Genomic DNA, 20,740 nt, shown 5'->3' with positions numbered 1-20,740 from the left:
TACCTTACATCGTTGTATTCTTGAACAAATGCGACCTTGTAGACGACGAAGAGCTTCTTGAGCTGGTTGAAATGGAAGTTCGTGAACTTCTTTCTACTTATGACTTCCCGGGCGATGACACTCCAGTGATCCGCGGTTCTGCACTTGCTGCACTTAACGGTGAAGCTGGTCAGTATGGCGAAGACGCTGTTGTTGCGCTGGTTGAAGCACTTGACTCTTACATTCCAGAGCCAGAGCGTGCAATCGACCTTCCATTCCTTATGCCAATTGAAGATGTATTCTCAATCTCTGGTCGTGGTACAGTAGTAACTGGCCGTGTAGAGACTGGTATCGTTAAAGTAGGCGAATCAGTTGAAATCGTTGGTATCCGTGATACTCAAGTAACTACAGTTACTGGCGTTGAAATGTTCCGTAAATTGCTTGATGAAGGTCGTGCAGGCGAGAACTGTGGTGTTCTTCTACGTGGTACTAAGCGTGAAGACGTACAACGTGGTCAAGTATTGACTAAACCAGGTGCGATCAAGCCACACACTAAATTCGATGCAGAAGTATACGTACTTTCTAAAGAAGAAGGTGGTCGTCACACTCCATTCCTTAACGGTTACCGTCCACAGTTCTACTTCCGTACTACGGACGTAACTGGTGCGATCGCGCTTAAAGAAGGCGTTGAAATGGTTATGCCTGGTGACAACGTTGAGATGTCAGTAGAGCTAATCCACCCAATCGCAATGGACCCAGGTCTACGTTTTGCGATCCGTGAAGGCGGTCGTACAGTGGGTGCTGGTGTAGTTGCTAAAGTAACTGCATAATCGCTGATTGTTTAAAAAAAGCGCCTCTTTGAGGCGTTTTTTTTTGTCTGGATTTTTGTCAGACAATCACTCATGAGTGTCCTTAACTGATAGTGTGATGACCTAAACTGCACTTATTTATACGATAAAAATCAATAAAACTAGGCTCAATAAAACAAATAATAGATTCAGGCAGCTGTGCTTGAAAGGAGCCTACAATGAACGTAAAAGTAAAAATTTCAGAGCGTGCTGGTGCAAGCTTTCCTGTTCGTCGTATGAATTTTGATTTCGATCATGTCCCGGAATACTGGATGCATGGATCAGCCGGTTTAACGCATTTTATGACCGCTTTATCTGCACTGTTTCCGGCAGGTGAAAAGTTCTTTATCGATAGCGTTCGGGCCGTACGTCAGCATTCAGCGATCAAAGATAATGCAGAATTGCAAAAAGAAATTTCTGCCTTTATTGGTCAAGAAGCTATGCACACGCATGAACATGTCGGTTTTAATGCCTCCGCACAGCGCTATGGACATGATGTCGAGACACTGGATCATTATACCGATCAGGTGATTCAGACCACGCGTAAAGTCATGGCCAAACTGCTGAAGCCAGTTGGCATTAGCCAAAAAATGGTGGATTTGACTGCAACCACAGCACTGGAACATTTTACCGCGACCATCGCAACGCAGTTGTTAAGTAACGCTCATATCCAGGAACTGATGACTGATGAAACCATGAAAAATATGTGGATGTGGCATGCGATTGAAGAAAATGAACATAAAGCGGTGGCCTATGATGTGTTTGAAGCTGTCTTTGGTAACGGTTTAAAAGCCTATGCGCTACGGACCTCATCTTTGGTCATTTCGATGGCAACCTTAGCTGTTGTACAAAGCTATTTTCTGGCACGTTTACTCAAGCAGGACAATCAATTGAATTTGGAATCGCTGAAATCGATATATACCTACGCGTATAGCCCATCAAAAGGGGTAATTACGGGCATGGGTCGTGAAATGTTAATGTACTTTAAACCTGGCTTTCATCCAAATGATCATGATACACATGGCCTGTTAACAGTCTGGAAAGCCAAACTCGGACTTGAATAGGACTGAAAATTAAAGAGCGATTGAAATTGCTCTTTTTTTTACTCGATTTTTTGGATGAAGTTTCTATAATGCGAAAGTTAATTCTATATAAGATGAACGAAGATGATTCGTTTAATGCAAGCAGCGGATGTAGCAGCCGTTGCAAAGATTGAAAAATCTGTTCAATCACATCCCTGGACTTTAAAACAGTTTGAAGATGCGGTGACTGCTTATCAAAGTACTGTGATCGAGCAGCAGGGGCAGGTGCTGGGATTTTGTATTTTACAACCGGTGCTGGATGAAGCCAATTTACTGCTTATGGCAATTGATCCGGCCCAGCAAGGTCAGGGCTTGGGTTATCAATTATTGGATGCCTCAGTCGACATGCTGAAAAATAATCCGGTGCAGATTTTCCTGGAAGTGCGCGAAACTAATATTACTGCCATCAAGCTTTATGAGAAGTCAGGCTTTCATCAGATTGATTTACGCAAAAATTATTATCCGGGTTCAAACGGAATGCGCGAACATGCCATCATTATGGTCAAGGCATGTACGGATGACTTTGCTAGCCTGTTCAAATAGAAACTGACGACCTTATTTAATAATCTGGTGATTCCATCCGCTGGGTAAGGTCGTCATCAATGAGTTTCCCAGGTGCTGAATCTCCAGCTCACTCAGCGCACGGTTTAAACGTCGCCATTGGCCATCAATCAAGAGTTCTAGCGGCAGATACTGAGATTTATAATTCATCTTGTTGGAGTGTGGCACCCAATAACCGAGGTAGATGAATTGCAAGCCAAGTTTTTGCGCATGTTCAATCTGCTTCAAGATTGCAAATGCACCGAGAGAGCGGCGATTTTCATCCGGATCGAAGAAGGTATATACAGCCGAGATGCCATCATCTAGCAAGTCGCAGGTGGAAACACTGATCAAGCGATCATCCAGCCATAATTCTAAAAAGAAACTGTCCGTACAACTTTGCAATAAAAACTTTTCGAACTGATCGCGACTCGGAGGGAACATGTCACCATCTGCGTGGCGTTCATTGATATAGCGTTCATACAGCGCATAATGCGTATCACCGGCCTGCTCTGGACTGGTAATTTTCACCCGCAGATCCTGATTGCGTTTCCAGGCTTTTTTTTGTGAACTGTTCATGGAAAATTCAGCCACTGGTACGCGTGAAGATAAGCATTGACGACACAGATGACATTCCGGACGATAAACAAAATCGCCACTGCGCCGGAAACCGGTGCGCGACAGTTCTGACAGGGTCAGTACATCAATGCGATGCGCAGGATCCAGAAAAACCATACGTGCCGACTTATTGGGCAAGTAGCTGCAATCGTGCGGCGGCGTAATATAATACTGTAAATCGTTCAGTAGGGACTTTGGCTGATAAGAGTTCATAACAAGTACCCTCTGTTATTTTCATTCACTGAGTCGCGCGTTTTGCGCTATTGTTTTACTTGAAAATACACCCTCTTGATACTTTTTCCAATCGATAGCAGGCTGTTTTACAACATCTTGTAACGAATTAAGATAGTCTTGGCGAGAAAGTGTACAGGCGCCGAGGCTTAAAAGATGGTCATTGACCAACTGGCAGTCAATCCAGGGCAGCTTATTTTCCTGCCCAATCAGCATTAAAGTATAAAAAGCCATTTTAGAAACATCGGTCTGCGTACTAAACATGGACTCACCAAAACAACCCTGTCCAATCGTTACACCATAAAGCCCACCTACAATGCGATTTTCATCCCAGATCTCAATACTATAGCCATATCCGGCATCGAACATGTCGCAGTATCCTGCGATAATATCTTCACTGATCCAGGTATCTTCTGCATAAGCACGCGGCAATGAGCAGGAACGAATCACCCTTTCAAAAGCATGATTGACCGTGATTTGATAATCCCATTTTTTCATATTGCGGATCAGGGATTTACTTGGATGATAATCATGGGGCCGAATAATGCAGCGCGGTTCCGGACTCCACCAGCAAATAGGTTCTCCCTCAGAAAACCAGGGAAATAAGCCATGGGTATAGGCTTCAAAAAGTGTGGAAGGGGAGAGGTCAGCACCAATACAAATCAGTCCTTCGCCTTCAGGGTCAACCTGCATCGGGTCAGGGAAGATAAATTGTGAGGGAGAAAGTAGATGCATGGCAAACCTGAAATAAAACTATAGATGAATCATAAGCTAATTCTAGCAATAAAAAAGCCGCCCATAATGGACGGCATTTTTATTCTTGCTGCTTAGTCTAGTTTGCCCATCGCATCAAGATATTTTTCTGCATCGAGTGCAGCCATACAGCCTGAACCCGCAGAAGTAATGGCCTGACGGTAAATGCTGTCAGCAATATCGCCCGCAGCAAATACGCCCGGTACCGAAGTTTGGGTTGCATTACCCGCAGTACCACTTTGCACCTGAATATAACCGTCGCGCAGCTGCAACTGACCGTCAAACATTGAACTGTTTGGCTTATGGCCAATGGCAACAAACATACCCGTTACATCGACGTTTTGAGTAGAGTCATCCTGGGTCGACTTGATACGTACTGAGGTCACACCAGATTGTGCATCCCCTAAAACTTCATCGACCTGATGGTTCCAGATAATGCTGATCTTGCCTTCTTTTTCTTTGGCAAATAAATGATCTTGCAAGATTTTTTCAGAACGTAATGAATCACGGCGATGAACCAGAGTCACATGCGAAGCGATATTGGATAAGTATAAGGCTTCTTCAACAGCGGTGTTACCACCACCCACAACCATGACTTTCTGGTTTTTGTAGAAGAAACCATCACAAGTGGCGCAAGCGCTGACGCCTTGACCCATAAAGGCAGCTTCAGATTCAAGACCTAAATATTGAGCTGTTGCACCGGTACAGATGATTAAAGCATCACAGGTAAATTCGTCCATATCGCCTTTCAATACGAAAGGGCGCTGGTTTAGATCTACTTCATTGATATGGTCATACACGATTTCAGTGCCAAAGCGCTCTGCATGCGCCTGCATACGCTCCATCAATGCTGGACCGGTTAAGCCTTCAGGATCACCAGGCCAGTTATCCACGTCCGTGGTCGTGGTCAATTGGCCGCCCAGTTGCAAACCGGCAATGAGGGTTGGTTTTAGGTTTGCACGCGCTGCATAGACTGCTGCGCTGTAGCCTGCGGGGCCAGAACCTAAAATAATCAGTCGTGAGTGACGTGCGCTCATCAGCTGTATCCTTTTTTATTTAGAAATTTATTGAATTATACGTGAAACTGTATAACAGTGGGGTGAGATTAAAGTCGATATTATTGATCATTGAAATCGATTTGGGCTATATATAATAAGTACACAGTGTGCTTGCACAATAGTGCATCTTTTTTCACAGAACAGGTGCATAATATGCCTTTTATTGCGTCGCTTTTTTCAAGCATTGAAGCAAAAGAATATTCATGAAGAATTGGTTACAGGACAGTATATGACAGCGGTGTCGAGTGCCTATGCACAGCGCTTAGTAATGACATTATTTTTAGTCTCATTTGGGATTTATCTGTTTCTTGCAACAGTGACCTATACGCCATTTGATCCGGGATGGATGCATATCTCTAGTGATACGCAGACCGTTTCGAATGCCAGTGGGGTTGCGGGTGCCTGGATTGCAGACCTTTTGTTTGGCTTTCTCGGTTGGGCAAGCCTGCTGATTCCTGTCTATCTGTTTATGGAAGCGGTTCAGGTCTGGTGGCCACGTAGCTTCCTGAACCGGCCATTCCGCTATGCTGCGCAATTCTTCCTGTTATTGACCACGTCAGCACTGCTGTTTTTATTCTGGCAAGTGCCTGCCGATACGCTGGATAACTCTTCCGGCGGTATTATTGGCTATGAATTAGGCCAGAGTTTAGAACAGTTGCTGACGGTATATGGTGCTGCATTCTTCCTGTTGGTATTTTGGGTGATGTTATTTACACTGGCCTTTGGGGTGAAGTGGAACAAGACCTGGAGCAGTCTCAAAGCAACACCGGCTTATTTACAGGATCTGTTCTATCGCAATATCCCTGAAGGTATGTCCGATTTTGACCGGACTGCGCCTGTGGTTAAAAAAGAGCCAGTGAATGCTGCGAAGAAAATGGTCGCAGTAACCCCTGCACCTGAGCATGAACTGGTAGACATCGATCCGGTAGTGCGTGATCAGGTTGCTGAACGCTTATTTGATGATTTTGCTGATAAAGAATCGCAGCAGCCACAGTTACATGACGATATTCCTGAGGCTGTACAGCAGGCTCCTGAGCCAGTCGAGACATTGAAGCAAGCACCGCAAGTGCCGCAACAGCCAGACCGCGTCGTGGCAACAGGCGAAGTATGGCGTGCCTTACATTCCAGTGAAGATCAGCGCCATAAACAGGATATTGATGCATTACTTAAAGCTGCCGAAGAAGAGCAGCATAGTGCTCCAGCCTCACACTTGGCGGTTTCTCAAGCTGCGCCGTCTCAACATGTTCAAGCCAGAACAGCGCCTGCTACGCATACTGGGCTGGACTGGAATGATGATGAAATCTTTGATGAACTTCTGGCTGCCGTTCCACAAGGAAAAACGGCGACAGATGTGCATAGTCCATTTAATGCTGCGCCTGCTGCAAAACCCCAGAGCTTTGCCGAAGAAGTTACAAGCGCGGCGCCGGTTCTGGCATCTGTCGCAACAGCACATGTAGTCAAAAATAGTGCATTGCAAGCCGATCTGGATGACCTGGGTGATTTGCTGATTGAAGAGGATGAGCCAAAACAAACTATACGTGCCTCTAGCTATGCGCAATCTTCTGCTTTTGTACAGGCCCCGATTCAGCATCAAGTTATAGCACAACCGGTATCTGATTCTTCTGCAACTCATGCCGCAGTACGCGAGGCTTTATCTAAAGAAGAATTTGTAGAAGCCTGGCAAGAAACGGCTGGCAAACCACAAGATGAAGACGAGTTTGATTTTGATGCACCTTTAACTGATGCTTCAGGCCGTCCGATGTCACGTGCGATGCAGGTGGCTGAGCGCCGTAAAGATCTATCGCCTCTTCCGGGTCTGGACCTGCTGGATGAAGTCGATCCGAATAAAAAAGTGAATTTCACTGAAGAACAATTGTCGCGTTTATCTGAACTGCTTGAAATCAAGCTGCAGGAATTCAATGTCAAAGCCAAGGTGGTTGAAGCACAGCCGGGCCCAGTGGTGACACGTTTTGAACTGGATCTGGCGCCGGGTGTGAAGGCCTCTAAAGTCACTAATATTTCCCGAGATTTGGCACGCTCGATGTCGATGGCATCGGTACGTGTGGTTGAAGTGATTCCCGGTAAACCGTATATCGGGATTGAAGTGCCAAATAGCAGCCGTGAAATGGTACGTTTGATCGAGCTTCTGACCATTCCAGCCTTCACTGATCCGAACAGCATTCTTTCGATGGCAATGGGTAAGGATATTTCCGGTAATCCGGTAATTGCTGACTTGGGCAAGGCACCGCATATGCTGGTGGCGGGTACCACGGGTTCAGGTAAGTCGGTGGCAGTCAACTCGATGATTCTATCGATGTTGCTCAAATACAGCCCTGAACAGTTGCGTTTGATTCTGATCGATCCAAAGCAGCTGGAACTGGCCAACTATAATGATATTCCACATTTATTGACGCCAGTCGTCACCGATATGAAAGATGCAGTCAACGCATTAAATTGGTGTGTCAATGAAATGGAACGTCGCTATAAACTGATGTCTTTCCTGAAAATTCGTAAACTCAGTGACTATAACCGCAAGGTCGAAGAAGCGATTGCCAATGGTGAAGACCTGATCGATCCAACCTGGAAGGCCAGCGATTCAGTGGTGGGTGAGCGTGCACCGCGTTTAACGCCGTTGCCTTCGATTGTGATTGTCGCGGATGAATTTGCTGACATGATCATGCAGGTCGGTAAAAAAGCTGAAGAAATGATTACGCGTCTGGCACAAAAATCCCGTGCGGCCGGTATTCACTTGCTGCTTGCCACTCAGCGTCCATCGGTGGATGTGATCACCGGTTTAATCAAAGCCAATATTCCGACCCGTGTAGCACTGCGTGTCAACTCAAAAATTGACTCACGTACTATTCTGGATGCAGGCGGTGCAGAAGACTTGCTCGGTCATGGTGATATGCTCTTCTTGGGGCCTGGTAAAATTGAGCCTGAGCGTGTGCATGGTGCCTTTATTGCCGATGATGAAGTGAACCGGATTTGTGATGCATGGCGTGAACGTGGTGCGCCCAATTATGTCGATGAAATCCTGACGCCGTATGATGAGGAACCATCAAATCGCGGTTTTGAAGAGGGTGGAGAGAGTGGCCCAGATCGAGATGCACTGTATGATCAGTGCGTAGCATTTGTACTCGAAACCCGTAAGGCTTCAACGTCTTCGCTACAGCGTAAATTTAGTCTGGGGTATAACCGTGCTGCGCGGATCATTGACCAGATGGAAGAGAATGGTATTGTCAGTGGCATGGGGGCTAATGGTAAACGCGAGATTCTAGTTTAAGTTTCTCTATGCTGAACCATAAAAAAGCCTGCAATTGCAGGCTTTTTTAATACGGTAGCTAAAATCAGGCAAACTTCGCCAATACTGCCAAGAACTCGGCACTTTGACGCGGGAAGGTGGCAATCACGTCATGAATGCGTTGTCCTTCAGGATTGGTTGCATTGACATCACGGCCATCAGCGACAAATTTCGTCAACAGGCGTTCATAATCAAATGGACGCATATGCTTGAAAGCATGATAAAGCACATGAAAGTCAGCATTTACACCTGCAGGAGGAAGCTGATTCAGGTAGGCAAATACACGCTCATCTGACCATTCTTCGTTAAAGGTCGCTGGTTGAGATAATGCCATCGCAATTTCCTTAATCTAATGTAGTTTTTTCGGCATGAAAAAAGGCAAAATTTGTATGAGCAAGAGACAGTGTCTTTTGAGCTGACTCTGTCGACTAGAAACATTGTTTCTAGTCTTGGGATTGAGTAAATCCTTAAAAGCCGTGCTTTAATTTACTGATCCAGTCCACTCAAAGCCTAGCTTCTCGACTTGCGGCCGGGTAAAGCAGTATTTACGACCAGCCCACTCGAAGCATAGCTTCTCGTCTTGCGGCCGGGTAAAGCAGTATTTACGACCAGCCCACTCGAAGCTTAGCTTCTCGTCTTGCGGCTGGGTAAAGCAGTATTTACGACCAGCCCACTCGAAGCCTAGCTTCTCGTCTTGCGGCCGGGTAAAGCCGTGCTTTACTAATCCGGCCTCATATTTTGCCTTGAATCAATTTGCTTGACCAATCAAAAATCAGATTATCGTTCTTCAGGTAAATTGATATTCATCTCAAGCATTTCAATATTGGCTTCAGAACGTACCGACATTTGAATATGCTGCTCATCGACACCACGTACATAGCGATTGACCACTTGCATGATTTCTGTCTTCATCTGATCAATTTTGTCCTGGCTCAAGCGACGACCCAAGCCTTGTTCGGAAGCAACGATAACCTTCAAACGGTCTTTAGCAGTCCGTGCGCTTGATGGTTTATCCTCGCCACTAAAAAGTTTACTCCAGAATCCTGCCATGTCTACGCTCCAAATAGTCGTGCTAACCAGCCCTTAGGTTTTACCTCGATATGACGGTAAGGACGTTCTTCGCCAAGGAAACGTGCCACGAGGTCATCATAAGCCTGACCTGCTGCAGCCTCAGTAAAAAGAATCACCGGCTTACCTTCGTTCGATGCCTGTAAAACACTTGGACACTCAAGAATAACGCCCAAGGTCGGTACACGTAAAATATCTTTAGAAATATCGTCAATCGTCAGCATTTCCTGTTTATCGGCACGTTCCGGGTTGAAACGGGTAATACACAGATGCTTACGAATGCGACCTTCGTTTTGTTCTACTTTTTTAGTTTTACTGTCAAGCATGCCAATGATACGGTCAGAGTCACGTACTGATGAAATCTCAGGATTGGTGACAATGATGGCTTCATCAGCATGGTACATGGCCAAAATAGCACCACGTTCAATACCGGCAGGTGAATCACAGATAATGTAATCAAATTCCTGCGAAAGTTCATCCATTACACGAGCAACACCTTCATCTGTTAAGGCATCTTTATCACGTGTTTGTGATGCAGGTAAAATATATAAATTTTCAATATCTTTATCGCGAATCAGTGCTTGCTGTAATCGTGCTTCGTTATTTAAAACATTCACAAAATCATAAACTACACGGCGTTCACAGCCCATAATCAAATCAAGGTTACGTAAACCTACATCGAAATCGATCACAACAGTTTTGTGACCGCGTAGGGCTAAACCTGTTGCAAAAGATGCACTTGTTGTAGTTTTACCTACACCACCTTTGCCTGACGTTACGACAACAATTTTCGCCACCGAATCCACTCCTGTTATGGTTCAAATCCCCTGTTTAAAATGGGGTTTTTGGTATTTATTTATACATTAAAATTGTAGAGCTTCAAATACAAGCTCTTGTTGATCATTCAAGTAAATATGCACTGATTTCTTAACGACATGCGGGGGAATATCATCCGCTACGCAATAGGTTCCCGCAATCGAGATCAGTTCTGCTTCAAGGCTGTGACAGAAAATACGAGCTGCCGTATTCCCCCCGACACCTGCAATGACACGACCACGTGCGCTGCCATACACATGGATATTGCCTGAAGCAATCAGTTCTGAACCACTGTTGATGCCGGCATTGATAATAATGTCGCCATTATGCTGCACAATACATTGGCCCGTCCGCAGAATTTCATCATGATATGAGGTCACATGCGCAACGATCGGGGCAGCAGCTGCCTGATCATCACTTGTCGCTGCTTCTGGCTTAACTTCTACCACCTGTTCTTTCGTGGCTTTCACTTCTTCTAACTGGCGATCGGGTGGCAGAACCGGGAACTGAATGGAACGCGCCTGATCACCCAGTAAACCCTCAGTCACGGCCATTGGCTGTACATCTAAGTCGATTAACAGCTGAATCAGGGCAATCAGTTCCTGTTCAACTGAACTTTCAATGACGGCCAAAGTGCCAGATGGGAATGCAGCTTGTAATTTTGGGCTAAGTTGCTGGCGGATGGCATCATGATCATTGGTATCTAAGCTAATGCGTATTGCATTGACCATTCTGCCTTTTATCCGTATATCAGCCATAATTCTTCCTTAAATACTTCTGACTTGCTGGTTTTATGTCGAAGCAATGTTGTAAATAGTGCAAATCCTAGAACAAATTGGCGTAATTCTCTAGCGATCTCAGTTATTTTTTTATGCCAACAGAACCGGATGATTTTATCTGATTCTGCACTTTAAATGTTATCTATCTATTGAGCGCTGATTTTGCTCATGTTCTTCTAAAATCTGTTGCCACTGTTTGATTTTCACCTGTTTTTGGATCGCTTCAAGTGTTTCAAAAACAGCCGATTCGACCAACTTATCAATATGTGGATTATGTTCAATCTGAATCTGGCTGATTTTATCTGAAATTAGGGTAAAAGTCGGATTTTCTTTTTGGCCGGTATGAGTAAAGGGATCAATCAGACCTTGGGTGATATTTTCCCCTAGACGTTGGCCAATACTTTGAATTTGTTGTTCAATCCGGCTACCGACAAGTGGAATTAATCGCAATAACTGGGTCAGTTCCGGGGTGTCTTCAATGGCTTGATTGACTACTTGCCCGACATTTTTAGCAATCATGGAACGTTGTGCCTGCAACTCTTTACCCAAAGATTCCTGCAAGATGTCTGCCAAGGCAACTGCCAGTAATTTACGATGATGTTCTACCAAATCATCAATCAATTTTTTATGTGATGTACTGGTGCTGAGTTCACGCTTAATACCGTCCAGTACAGTCAGCACCACACGGCTGGAAAGCTCCTCCATGAGCATGTTGTAATAAAAATTGCCTTGACGATACCAGCGCTCGGGAATGACTTTATAACCGTGACTATGCAAGTTATAGCCAATCGCGACCGCACGTAACAGACGCAGAAAGCGCAGTTGTGGAATAATGGAGAGAATTTCATACCAATGTACGAATGGAAAAAACCACCAGCGCCGATGATGGCGCTGAACAATGGCAATGCCCCAACGTGCCAGTAATTCACAGATCAGGAAGGTGGTAAACCAGCCCTCAGTAATGACGACCCAAGGGCGTAAATCACTTTTATAAAACTGCAAGATTTCCGGTAAACGAATGAAGTCAAACAACCATTGACCAAAATCGCTCATTAAAATGGCATTGGCACTGAGACAAAATAGATTAATGATGATTAAGACCATCATAAAAATGTCGTAAATCAGTGCAACTTTCCAGCCCCAGGTGCCTTTACGAATAAACTTAAATGAGCTAGAGGTGATGTCGGGGTTGTCGTTCTTCATAGTTACTCAGGCAAAAAATCAGACAGCGCTTTGGTCAAAGTTCTGCTGCATTTGCGCTATTAGTTGATCTTTTTCAGTCCAGATTTGATCAATCCATTTCTGGAAACGTGCACGGTATTCAGCATCATCTTCATAATTGCCGCCGAGTACCCAGTCAGGAATCTCAATTTTTCTTAAATTTACCGCAATTCGTGGCACTTCACCTAACCAAAATTCACCATAACCCGGAATACCGTCCGGATAAACGATGGTCATATCGACCAGCGCATCAATTTTATCGCCGAGAATACTCAGCGCCAAAGCCAGACCACCGGCCTTAGGTTTAAGTAAGTATTTGTAAGGAGACTGCTGCTGATCATGTTTGTCTTGGGTAAAACGCGTGCCTTCCAGATAATTTAACAGGGTAAAGGGCTGACTGATCAGCTGCTCACAGGATTTACGTGCTTCTTCCATATCGCGGTATTTTAGCGCAGGATTTTTAGCAATCTGTTCCTTGCTATGCCGTTTCATCATCGGAAAACCTAAGATTTTAAAGGCTTGACCGACAAAAGGAATAAAAATAAGTTCCCATTTTGTAAAAAAACGCGTCAGCGGCATACGGGTCAAGCCGAAGTACTGATTGACGGTGGTATCGACCCAGCTTTGATGATTACAGGTCATCAAATAACGGCCCTGCATATTTAAATCAAGTGATTCATCTACTGTTATTTGCCATTCGGTATTGTTGAGCACATTGTCAATCAGCCAGTTATTGACGCCTAACCAGCTGTTGGTAATCTTGATATTGGTTTCATCAACTTTTGCAGATTTTTTAAAAAACTTGGTAAAACCCAGCGCCAGAACCGGAGGGCCATGAAAAAAAGTACTGCCTGTCATCACTGAGGTGACAGCCAAGCCACGTGTAAGTTTTTTTAAAGTTGCTTGTTTATTGCTATTCGATGACATATCAAAACAGTCCCCAGAGATTAATCGCTTAAATTTTTTCATATTTTGAATAATATAATGAGAGTGAGGCAAATAAAAAAGCCTAAAGGCCTAACTATGAAGATATTGTGATGAAGTCCATTGTTTTAGTTACATATAAACATTACAAAATATTGCGAAACGATTTATTATTAACAAAAATTCAATGGTTATCCCGTTCAATTTAAATCATTATTTCGCTTATACAACAAAGCATACAATAAGGAGTCATGCGATGCGTGCACTAGTAATTTCAGCAGCTGTAGCAGGGGCCGTAGCACTTACAGGTTGTCAATCAACTGGTAATAACCTCGGTGGTGTGGAATATGATAAAGCTGCTTTAGGTACTTTAATTGGTGCTGCAGCAGGTTACGGTGTTTCTAAGAGTAATGCGAATACCAGCCGTCAAAACAACCGTGCAGCAGCGATTGGTGCTGTTGTTGGTGGTGCAGCAGGTGTTTATCTTGATAACAAAGAGAAAAAATTACGTCAAGCAACAGCCGGAACTGGCGTAGATGTTAACCGTAATGCAGATGGTTCGATTAACCTTGTAATGCCAGGTAGCATTACATTTGATACCAACAAATCGAACATCAAACCAAACTTCTATGGCACTTTGAATAAAGTGGCTCAAGTATTAACCGAAGATAACAACAGCGGTATTTTGGTCACTGGCTATACAGACAGTACCGGTAATGACTCAATCAACATCCCGTTGTCTCAAGCACGTGCTAACTCTGTAGCAACTTATTTATCAGGTCAAGGTGTTTCACGTACACGTATTAATGCTCAAGGTTTAGGTTCAGCCAACCCGATCGCAGACAATACAACTGCGGCGGGTAAAGAACAAAACCGTCGTGTAGAAATCGCGGTATATGCTGTTCAATAATCTTTAAACGCATATAAAAAACCACCTTCGGGTGGTTTTTTTATATCTGAACATTGACCTGATTAATCGTATTTTAAATTAGGCAACTGAGGCAGAGATGACTATAATCGGAGCCGAATCTAGAAGAGGAAGCCATATGTCACTCGCCAGTCAGTTAAATGACAAGCAACTTGAAGCCATGAAATACACTCAAGGACCCTTGTTAGTACTTGCAGGAGCGGGTTCAGGCAAGACTTCAGTGATCACGCGAAAAATCGCATATCTTGTCAAGCATTGCGGGATTCCTGCGCATCGTATTACTGCAATGACCTTTACCAACAAAGCGGCACGTGAGATGAAAGAGCGTGTCAGCAAATTGTTAACCCGTGAAGAAAGTAAAGGCGTTTCAGTTTCGACTTTCCATACCTTTGGCCTGAATATGCTGCGTCTGGAGCTGAAACATACCCCCCTTAAAAATAATTTTTCGATTCTGGATGCTGACGACTGCAAACGTATTCTGATGGATTTGATGCATCGTGACAATTTATCCGGTGCAGAAAGCAAAGAACTGATTGCCAAAGCCATGAAAATGATCTCGGACTGGAAAAATGATCTGATTCCACCCGAGCAGGCGCATACCACTTGTGAAACTGCCGAAGATGTCCAGTTTGCGCATTTATATCAGCTTTATGAACGTAATCTGCGTGCCTATAATGCCGTAGATTTTGATGACCTGATCGTGATGCCGACACGTCTGCTACAGGAAAATGCCGAAGTACGGGATAAATGGCAAAACCGGGTGCGTTATTTGCTGGTCGATGAATATCAGGACACCAACACTGCACAGTATATTCTGGTGAAATTGCTGGTTGGCGTAATGGGGCAGTTCACCGCCGTAGGCGACGATGACCAGTCCATCTATGCTTGGCGTGGCGCCAAACCGGAAAATATGGCCTTGCTGCAACAAGATTTCCCGAATTTAAAAGTGATTAAACTGGAACAGAACTATCGTTCGACCAGTCGTATTCTTAAAGCAGCCAACACCGTGATTGGCAATAACCCGCATATTTTTGATAAAAAACTCTGGTCAGACAAAGGCCATGGTGAAGTGATCCGGGTGATTACTTGCCGTAATGATGATGATGAAGCAGAACGCGTGGTCAAAGACCTGATCACGCATAAATTGATGAATGGGAAAAGCTGGAAAGATTATGCGGTATTATACCGCGGCAATTTTCAGGCGCGTATTTTAGAAACCCATCTCCGTCAGATGCAGATTCCGTATAAATTGTCTGGCGGTCAATCTTTCTTCGCGCGTGCCGAAATCAAGGACATGATGAGTTATTTACGCCTGATCATTAACCCTGAAGATGACAGCGCTTTCCTACGGATTATCAATACGCCAAAACGTGCCATTGGGCCGGTGACACTGGAAAAACTGGGTCTCTTTGCTCAGGAAAATAACCTGTCACTGCTGGCTGCGGCAGCGGATCAGCGTTTGACCATGGCGATTCCGAAAAAGGCCACCACACAGTTGGCAGAGTTTGCCGACTTCATTGAGGGCTTTACCCGCAATTTACTTGATGATGATGAACCGGTACCGATCATCCGTCAGATGATGATTGAAGCAGGTTATATCGATTACATCAAGGAAACTGCAGCCACGCCGGCACAGGAAAAAACCAAGCTCGACAATATTGAAGTGCTTTACAGCAGCATCCAAAGCCTGATTAACCGCGCTGAAGATGTCGATGAAAAAAATATTGAAAGCGTGATTCGTAAAATGGTGCTGCTGGATATGCTGGAGCAGCAACAGGAAGAAGAAGATACTGACAAAGTCAACTTGTTAACCTTACATGCTTCTAAGGGGCTTGAGTTCCCATATGTCTATCTGATTGGGCTGGAAGAAGAAATTCTGCCGCATAAAAACTCGATTGCTGCAGAGACGGTTGAAGAGGAACGTCGCCTGATGTATGTCGGGATTACCCGTGCACGTCAGGGTCTGACCATTACCTTGGCCGAACAGCGCAAGGCCGGCGGACAGATGAAGCAAATGACTCCAAGCCGTTTTCTGGATGAATTACCAGAAGATGAACTGGAATGGTTAGGTCGCAAGAAAAAGCTGGCCGGTAATATCGATCCGAAATTACAGGCGCAGCATTATCTGGATAATTTGCGCAATCTTATCAAACGATAAAGTTCAACGCTTATACATATTTTAAATGCAACAACAGGAATGAACACATGAAAGTTCAGGTGAAAGTCCTTGACTCGCGTCTCGGTCAGGAATGGCCATTACCGACTTATGCCACCACAGGTTCAGCAGGATTGGACTTGCGTGCCTGCGTCCATGAAACGACAGTGATTGAACCGGGTCAAACCGTTTTAGTGAAAACAGGCTTGGCGATTTATATCGAAGATCCTGCTTTTGCAGGTCTGATCTTGCCACGTTCAGGTTTAGGTCATAAGCACGGGATTGTGCTGGGTAATCTGGTAGGTCTTATCGATTCAGATTATCAGGGTGAATTGATGGTATCGGTCTGGAACCGGAGTCAGACTGCTTTCAGTCTGGAGCCGGGTGAACGTTTGGCGCAATATGTGCTGGTGCCGGTAGTACAAGCTGAATTTGATCTGGTCAGTGAATTTGAAGCCACTGAGCGTGGTGCTGGTGGCTTTGGCCATACCGGTAAAAACTAAAGAGAAGATGACCTGCAAACAATGAATGGATGTAGGTCATTTCTTAAATACAACAAAGTAAATCCTAAACATAATGTGACGCTTAAAATGGAGTTAAAAATAAAAATTTATTTTCTATATAAATAGAGTTATTCAAAATTGAAATTTATATCTTTATTTTAATTTTAGCCGGGGAAATTAAAAATAAATATAATTAAATAAGGACTATTTCATCACAGAAATTTTCTGATTATTCAGTTAACGGTAATATTTTTATAATTGATTGTTACATTGAAATGGTTTAAAAGTAGCGGGTCTTAAAACAAAAACAAATGTTTAAAGTCATGATGATGAAATAAGTCATTTTATATCTCCTTATATTTAGTGAAAAGAACAGTTTTATGGGATCTATGAATCATCTATTCCCTATGCACATTTTTCGAGCCTATGACATACGCGGTAAAGTCAGTGTACTGGGTGCTGGGATTATCGATGCAATTGCTCACGGTTTAGCACAGCAATATCAGGCTGCGCGACAGACACGTGTCGCAATTGGCTATGATGCACGGCTTAGCAGTCCGGCTTTTGCAGAAACCATTCGCCGTATTTTTCAAGCTTATTCGATTGAAGCCACCATTGTCGGTTGTTGTTCCAGTCCGATGCTGTATTTCACCGCACGGCAATTTGATGGCAATGGCATCATGGTCACGGCCAGTCACAATCCCAAAGAAGATAATGGTATTAAATGGATTGTCTCTGGTGAGCCGCCTTGCCCAGAGATGATCCAGCAGGTGGCTCATCTGGCCAAACCACATTATAGCAATCAGCAGCTTTGCCTAGACGAACAGACTCATCAAGTTATTCCAGAATTTTGTCTAAAATATCAGCATGGTATATTAAAAGATATCCAGTTGAAGCGCTCATTTAAAGTGGTTCTGGATGGTCTGAATGGTTCAGCCGGGCGCTGTGCCAATCTGGTGCTTCAAAAAATGGGTTGTGCGGTGATGGCTTTGCGTTGTGATGCCAATGGGCATTTTCCAGACCATGCACCAGATCCTTCGCAAGACAAACATCTGGAGACTTTACGCCAAAGCATCATGCAACAGCAGGCTGATCTGGGCATTGCCCTGGATGGCGATGGCGATCGCGTGGTCTTGATTGATGCACAGGGCCAGATTATCACGGCGGATCAGTTACTGTGCCTGTTTGCCGAAATTTGCCTCACTGACTCAGCACCACGCAAGTTTGTTTATGATGTCAAATGTTCAACCCTGGTGCGAGACACCGTGCAACGTTTGGGCGGTGAGCCGGTGATGATTCGTACCGGAAGCTCATTTCTGAGAACTTATCTGGCACAATCTCAGCAGCAGGCGATTTTTGGTGGAGAATATGCCGGGCATTATGTCTTTAATGATGGCCGTGGCTGGGGCTATGATGATGGACTCTATGCAGCGCTCAGAGTCATGGAATATCTGGATCAAACTGGTCAAAGTCTTGCACAAGCTTTAGCGGCTTATCCGAAACGGCATGGGACCGAAGATCTTTATATTGCAACGCATCATGTGCATCCGGTTGAACTTTTAGACTTTGTTGAACAGCAATCTGAAAGAATTCGTGCGCAAATCAGTAAAATTGATGGGATACGTCTTGATTTTGAGGATGGTTTTGGCATCATTCGAGCATCCAATACAGGTGAGTATTTCACAGTGCGCTTTGATGCCAATGATGCTCAGGGCCTGAATGAAATTCGTCAGCTGTTTGTAGCCATGTTGCGTGACCGTTATCCACAGATCGCTCAAGATATTTTAGATGCTCAATAAGGAGAGGCGAATGCCAAATCAACAAACAGGCATCGACAAAGCACAGATTTTGACAGAAGCTTTGCCGTATATTCAACGCTTTGCGGGTAAAACCCTGGTAGTAAAATACGGCGGTAATGCGATGACCGATCCTGAGCTGGAAAGTTCATTTGCACGTGATATCGTATTATTAAAAACGGTTGGTATTAATCCGATTGTGGTGCATGGTGGGGGGCCACAAGTCGATTCCATGCTGAAACAGTTGGGCCGTGAATCAGACCGTATCGACGGGATGCGCGTGACTGATCCTGCCACGATGGAAGTCGTGGAAATGGTACTTGGCGGTAGTGTCAATAAATCGATTGTGAACCTGATCAACCAGCATGGTGGTCGTGCCATTGGCTTGACCGGTAAAGACGGCAACCTGATTCGTGCACAAAAACTGCTGATGGAAAAAGTGGCTGAAGATGGTTCGGTTCAGCAAATTGATTTGGGTCTGGTCGGTGAAGTCGTTGGCGTAAAAACCGATGTGCTGGAAATGTTCACCAACAGCGATTTCATTCCCGTGATTGCACCGCTGGGTGTGGATGAAGAAGGCAATACCTATAACATCAATGCAGACTTGGTGGCAGGTAAAGTCGCAGAAGCCCTAGGTGCAGAGAAGCTGATTCTGCTGACCAATATTACAGGTGTTCTGGATGAAAATAAAAACCTGCTGACGGGTTTAAGCACTCAGGAAGTTGACCGTCTGATTGAAACAGGTGTGATCTATGGTGGCATGATTCCTAAAGTCGGCTGTGCACTGGATGCGGTCAAAGGTGGCGTAGTGAGCGCGCATATTGTAGATGGTCGTGTGCCACATGCCAGCTTATTGGAAATTTTTACCGATCATGGCGTTGGTACACTGATTACCAACCGTGCCCATCCACCTCGTCCATAAGTTGTTTTTTTGCGGAAAAGAGCCTCAATTGAGGCTCTTTTTTATCTCTATTTATAACTGATAGCTATTTGAAATGACTCGGGTAGTCATGCACAATAAGCATCTAAGAAAATAGAAAGCTGAAACCAGACCATGTGCCAACTGCTCGGAATGAATTGTGCCACCCCGACGGATATTACCTTTTCATTTCGTGGGTTTTCCCAGCGGGCTGGAATTACCTCGGATCATGCCGACGGTTTTGGGATTGCTTTTTTTGAGGATAAAGCCTGTCGCCTATTTGTCGATAACCAGTCTGCGGTTGAATCTCCGATTGCCGAGCTGGTGCGTAACTATCCGATCAAATCCCGTAATGTGATTGCGCATATCCGTAAAGCTACCCAAGGCAAAATCAATCTGGAAAATTCGCATCCATTTAGCCGCGAACTGTGGGGCCGGCAGTGGATTTTTGCCCATAATGGCGATTTGCATGAGTATTTTCCGGTGCTGAGTGGCCGTTTTACCCCAGTCGGCAATACTGATAGTGAGCGCGCTTTTTGCTATTTGCTCGATCAGCTGGTCAAACGCTTTGGTTATGATGAACCGAGTCTGGATCAGGTCTTTGAACTACTTGCTGAGGTTTCACCTACGATTGCAGAACACGGCACTTTTAATTTCTGTCTTTCCAATGGGCAGGCGCTGTTTAGCTATGCCATTACCAAATTGCACTGGCTGGTGCGTGAATACCCGTTTAGACCGGCACAGCTGATTGATATTGATGTCGAGGTGGACTTTAGTCAGGTCACTACGCCTAAGGACAGGGTTGCGGTTATTACCACCGAGCCATTGACACAAAATGAGGAATGGACCGCTTTTCAGCCGGGTGAAATGATTCTGTTTAAAGAGGGTACCAAGTTCCGTTCGCAACTGACTCGGGTAGATCGGTTGGAACGGGAACGTCTAGATCCGTCCTTAAAACGTGTGACCAAAGCAGATTTATATTAAAAATAGATTTTTTTATTTTAAAGATGGGATTTAATTCCTATTTTTTAATATCTTTTTTATTTAAATTAAAGAGAAACCATATTATTAGAAATAGTAGATTGATTAAAAAATATCTGATTCTTATACTCGGGTTTAAAATATATTCCTAATGAAAACAGTTAATTGCAAGGTTTCTCTTAAATTAAGCCGAAAGCCGACTAATTTACTTCATTTTTATTCAAATCAATACGTTATATG

General features: G+C 44.4%; 19 protein-coding genes. 10 read left to right on the top strand and 9 right to left on the bottom strand.

Features of this window, described 5'->3' with window-relative positions:
- From FTV48_RS09420 to rimI, 3 genes are all read left to right on the top strand, one after another.
- Positions 1-809 (top strand): elongation factor Tu (locus FTV48_RS09420; protein ID WP_180000122.1); only part of this gene is annotated, 809 nt, incomplete at its 5' end.
- 197 nt (positions 810-1,006) lie between these two features.
- Positions 1,007-1,891: a metal-dependent hydrolase gene (locus tag FTV48_RS09415; RefSeq protein ID WP_180000121.1), complete on the top strand. Its 885-nt coding sequence runs from the start codon at positions 1,007-1,009 to the stop codon at positions 1,889-1,891.
- Positions 1,892-1,993: 102 nt separating this feature from the next.
- Positions 1,994-2,452 (top strand): ribosomal protein S18-alanine N-acetyltransferase, encoded by a 459-nt coding sequence (rimI, locus tag FTV48_RS09410; protein WP_180000119.1) that lies wholly within the window; start codon positions 1,994-1,996, stop codon positions 2,450-2,452.
- A gap of 12 nt (positions 2,453-2,464) precedes the next feature.
- Here the strand turns inward: rimI and FTV48_RS09405 are convergent, their stop codons facing one another.
- From FTV48_RS09405 to trxB, 3 genes are all read right to left on the bottom strand, one after another.
- Positions 2,465-3,280, bottom strand: coding sequence for an arginyltransferase (locus FTV48_RS09405; protein ID WP_005096022.1), 816 nt, complete (start codon positions 3,278-3,280; stop codon positions 2,465-2,467).
- Between the two features lie 21 nt (positions 3,281-3,301).
- Complete coding sequence (gene aat / locus FTV48_RS09400; RefSeq protein ID WP_180000118.1) at positions 3,302-4,033, bottom strand: leucyl/phenylalanyl-tRNA--protein transferase; 732 nt, start codon at positions 4,031-4,033, stop codon at positions 3,302-3,304.
- 92 nt (positions 4,034-4,125) lie between these two features.
- Positions 4,126-5,088 carry a thioredoxin-disulfide reductase gene (gene trxB / locus FTV48_RS09395; RefSeq protein WP_005172342.1) on the bottom strand — a complete coding sequence of 321 codons (963 nt, stop codon included), beginning with the start codon at positions 5,086-5,088 and terminating at the stop codon, positions 4,126-4,128.
- Positions 5,089-5,338: 250 nt separating this feature from the next.
- On the opposite strand from trxB, the gene FTV48_RS09390 reads away from it, so the two are divergent.
- Positions 5,339-8,392, top strand: coding sequence for a DNA translocase FtsK (locus FTV48_RS09390; protein WP_180000116.1), 3,054 nt, complete (start codon positions 5,339-5,341; stop codon positions 8,390-8,392).
- 64 nt (positions 8,393-8,456) lie between these two features.
- On the opposite strand, the gene FTV48_RS09385 is transcribed toward FTV48_RS09390, so the two are convergent.
- From FTV48_RS09385 to FTV48_RS09360, 6 genes are all read right to left on the bottom strand, one after another.
- Positions 8,457-8,744, bottom strand: coding sequence for a PA4642 family protein (locus tag FTV48_RS09385; protein ID WP_005096030.1), 288 nt, complete (start codon positions 8,742-8,744; stop codon positions 8,457-8,459).
- Between the two features lie 443 nt (positions 8,745-9,187).
- A complete protein-coding gene (gene minE, locus FTV48_RS09380) occupies positions 9,188-9,460 on the bottom strand; it encodes a cell division topological specificity factor MinE (RefSeq protein ID WP_005096032.1) in 273 nt (90 codons plus the stop codon).
- Between the two features lie 2 nt (positions 9,461-9,462).
- On the bottom strand, positions 9,463-10,275 hold the full coding sequence (gene minD / locus FTV48_RS09375; protein WP_180000114.1) for a septum site-determining protein MinD: 813 nt from the start codon (positions 10,273-10,275) through the stop codon (positions 9,463-9,465).
- Positions 10,276-10,341: 66 nt separating this feature from the next.
- A complete protein-coding gene (gene minC, locus FTV48_RS09370; protein ID WP_005096035.1) occupies positions 10,342-11,052 on the bottom strand; it encodes a septum site-determining protein MinC in 711 nt (236 codons plus the stop codon).
- 159 nt (positions 11,053-11,211) lie between these two features.
- A complete protein-coding gene (locus FTV48_RS09365; protein ID WP_180000113.1) occupies positions 11,212-12,276 on the bottom strand; it encodes a preprotein translocase subunit SecA in 1,065 nt (354 codons plus the stop codon).
- An 18-nt stretch (positions 12,277-12,294) separates the two neighbouring features.
- Entirely contained in the window at positions 12,295-13,221 is a 927-nt protein-coding gene (locus FTV48_RS09360; protein WP_005172334.1) for an acyltransferase, read from the bottom strand.
- A 253-nt stretch (positions 13,222-13,474) separates the two neighbouring features.
- Here FTV48_RS09360 and FTV48_RS09355 point away from each other — a divergent pair, with 253 nt between their 5' ends.
- The 6 genes from FTV48_RS09355 to FTV48_RS09330 all read left to right on the top strand — a co-directional run bounded on the left by FTV48_RS09355 (position 13,475) and on the right by FTV48_RS09330 (position 20,503).
- Positions 13,475-14,128, top strand: a complete 654-nt coding sequence (locus FTV48_RS09355) for an OmpA family protein (protein WP_005096041.1) — start codon at positions 13,475-13,477, stop codon at positions 14,126-14,128.
- 136 nt (positions 14,129-14,264) lie between these two features.
- Entirely contained in the window at positions 14,265-16,304 is a 2,040-nt protein-coding gene (locus FTV48_RS09350; RefSeq protein ID WP_005096042.1) for a UvrD-helicase domain-containing protein, read from the top strand.
- Between the two features lie 47 nt (positions 16,305-16,351).
- The gene (dut, locus tag FTV48_RS09345; protein ID WP_005172331.1) at positions 16,352-16,804 is read left to right on the top strand and encodes a dUTP diphosphatase; all 453 of its coding nucleotides are present in this window, start codon (positions 16,352-16,354) and stop codon (positions 16,802-16,804) included.
- Positions 16,805-17,184: 380 nt separating this feature from the next.
- Positions 17,185-18,603 carry a phosphomannomutase/phosphoglucomutase gene (locus tag FTV48_RS09340; RefSeq protein ID WP_074384136.1) on the top strand — a complete coding sequence of 473 codons (1,419 nt, stop codon included), beginning with the start codon at positions 17,185-17,187 and terminating at the stop codon, positions 18,601-18,603.
- 10 nt (positions 18,604-18,613) lie between these two features.
- Entirely contained in the window at positions 18,614-19,522 is a 909-nt protein-coding gene (argB, locus tag FTV48_RS09335; RefSeq protein ID WP_005096046.1) for an acetylglutamate kinase, read from the top strand.
- 132 nt (positions 19,523-19,654) lie between these two features.
- Positions 19,655-20,503 (top strand): class II glutamine amidotransferase, encoded by an 849-nt coding sequence (locus FTV48_RS09330; RefSeq protein WP_159138473.1) that lies wholly within the window; start codon positions 19,655-19,657, stop codon positions 20,501-20,503.
- Positions 20,504-20,740: the final 237 nt, after the last annotated feature.

Origin of the sequence: Acinetobacter sp. YH18001 (assembly GCF_013416975.1) — a bacterium.
Lineage (GTDB): Bacteria > Pseudomonadota > Gammaproteobacteria > Pseudomonadales > Moraxellaceae > Acinetobacter > Acinetobacter pseudolwoffii.
Note: the sequence above shows the minus strand (reverse complement) of the source record. Positions and strands in the feature narration are given on the sequence as shown.

Bases quoted from the DNA above. Each gene is read 5' to 3' on its own strand.
- rimI (WP_180000119.1), top strand. From the start codon at position 1,994: ATGATTCGTTTAATGCAAGCAGCGGATGTAGCAGCCGTTGCAAAGATT.
- FTV48_RS09330 (WP_159138473.1), top strand. From the start codon at position 19,655: ATGTGCCAACTGCTCGGAATGAATTGTGCCACCCCGACGGATATTACC.
- argB (WP_005096046.1), top strand. From the start codon at position 18,614: ATGCCAAATCAACAAACAGGCATCGACAAAGCACAGATTTTGACAGAA.
- FTV48_RS09365 (WP_180000113.1), bottom strand. From the start codon at position 12,276: ATGAAGAACGACAACCCCGACATCACCTCTAGCTCATTTAAGTTTATT.
- FTV48_RS09405 (WP_005096022.1), bottom strand. From the start codon at position 3,280: ATGAACTCTTATCAGCCAAAGTCCCTACTGAACGATTTACAGTATTAT.
- FTV48_RS09390 (WP_180000116.1), top strand. From the start codon at position 5,339: ATGACAGCGGTGTCGAGTGCCTATGCACAGCGCTTAGTAATGACATTA.
- minE (WP_005096032.1), bottom strand. From the start codon at position 9,460: ATGGCAGGATTCTGGAGTAAACTTTTTAGTGGCGAGGATAAACCATCA.
- trxB (WP_005172342.1), bottom strand. From the start codon at position 5,088: ATGAGCGCACGTCACTCACGACTGATTATTTTAGGTTCTGGCCCCGCA.
- dut (WP_005172331.1), top strand. From the start codon at position 16,352: ATGAAAGTTCAGGTGAAAGTCCTTGACTCGCGTCTCGGTCAGGAATGG.
- FTV48_RS09385 (WP_005096030.1), bottom strand. From the start codon at position 8,744: ATGGCATTATCTCAACCAGCGACCTTTAACGAAGAATGGTCAGATGAG.
- FTV48_RS09355 (WP_005096041.1), top strand. From the start codon at position 13,475: ATGCGTGCACTAGTAATTTCAGCAGCTGTAGCAGGGGCCGTAGCACTT.
- minC (WP_005096035.1), bottom strand. From the start codon at position 11,052: ATGGCTGATATACGGATAAAAGGCAGAATGGTCAATGCAATACGCATT.
- aat (WP_180000118.1), bottom strand. From the start codon at position 4,033: ATGCATCTACTTTCTCCCTCACAATTTATCTTCCCTGACCCGATGCAG.
- FTV48_RS09415 (WP_180000121.1), top strand. From the start codon at position 1,007: ATGAACGTAAAAGTAAAAATTTCAGAGCGTGCTGGTGCAAGCTTTCCT.
- FTV48_RS09360 (WP_005172334.1), bottom strand. From the start codon at position 13,221: ATGTCATCGAATAGCAATAAACAAGCAACTTTAAAAAAACTTACACGT.
- FTV48_RS09350 (WP_005096042.1), top strand. From the start codon at position 14,265: ATGTCACTCGCCAGTCAGTTAAATGACAAGCAACTTGAAGCCATGAAA.
- FTV48_RS09340 (WP_074384136.1), top strand. From the start codon at position 17,185: ATGGGATCTATGAATCATCTATTCCCTATGCACATTTTTCGAGCCTAT.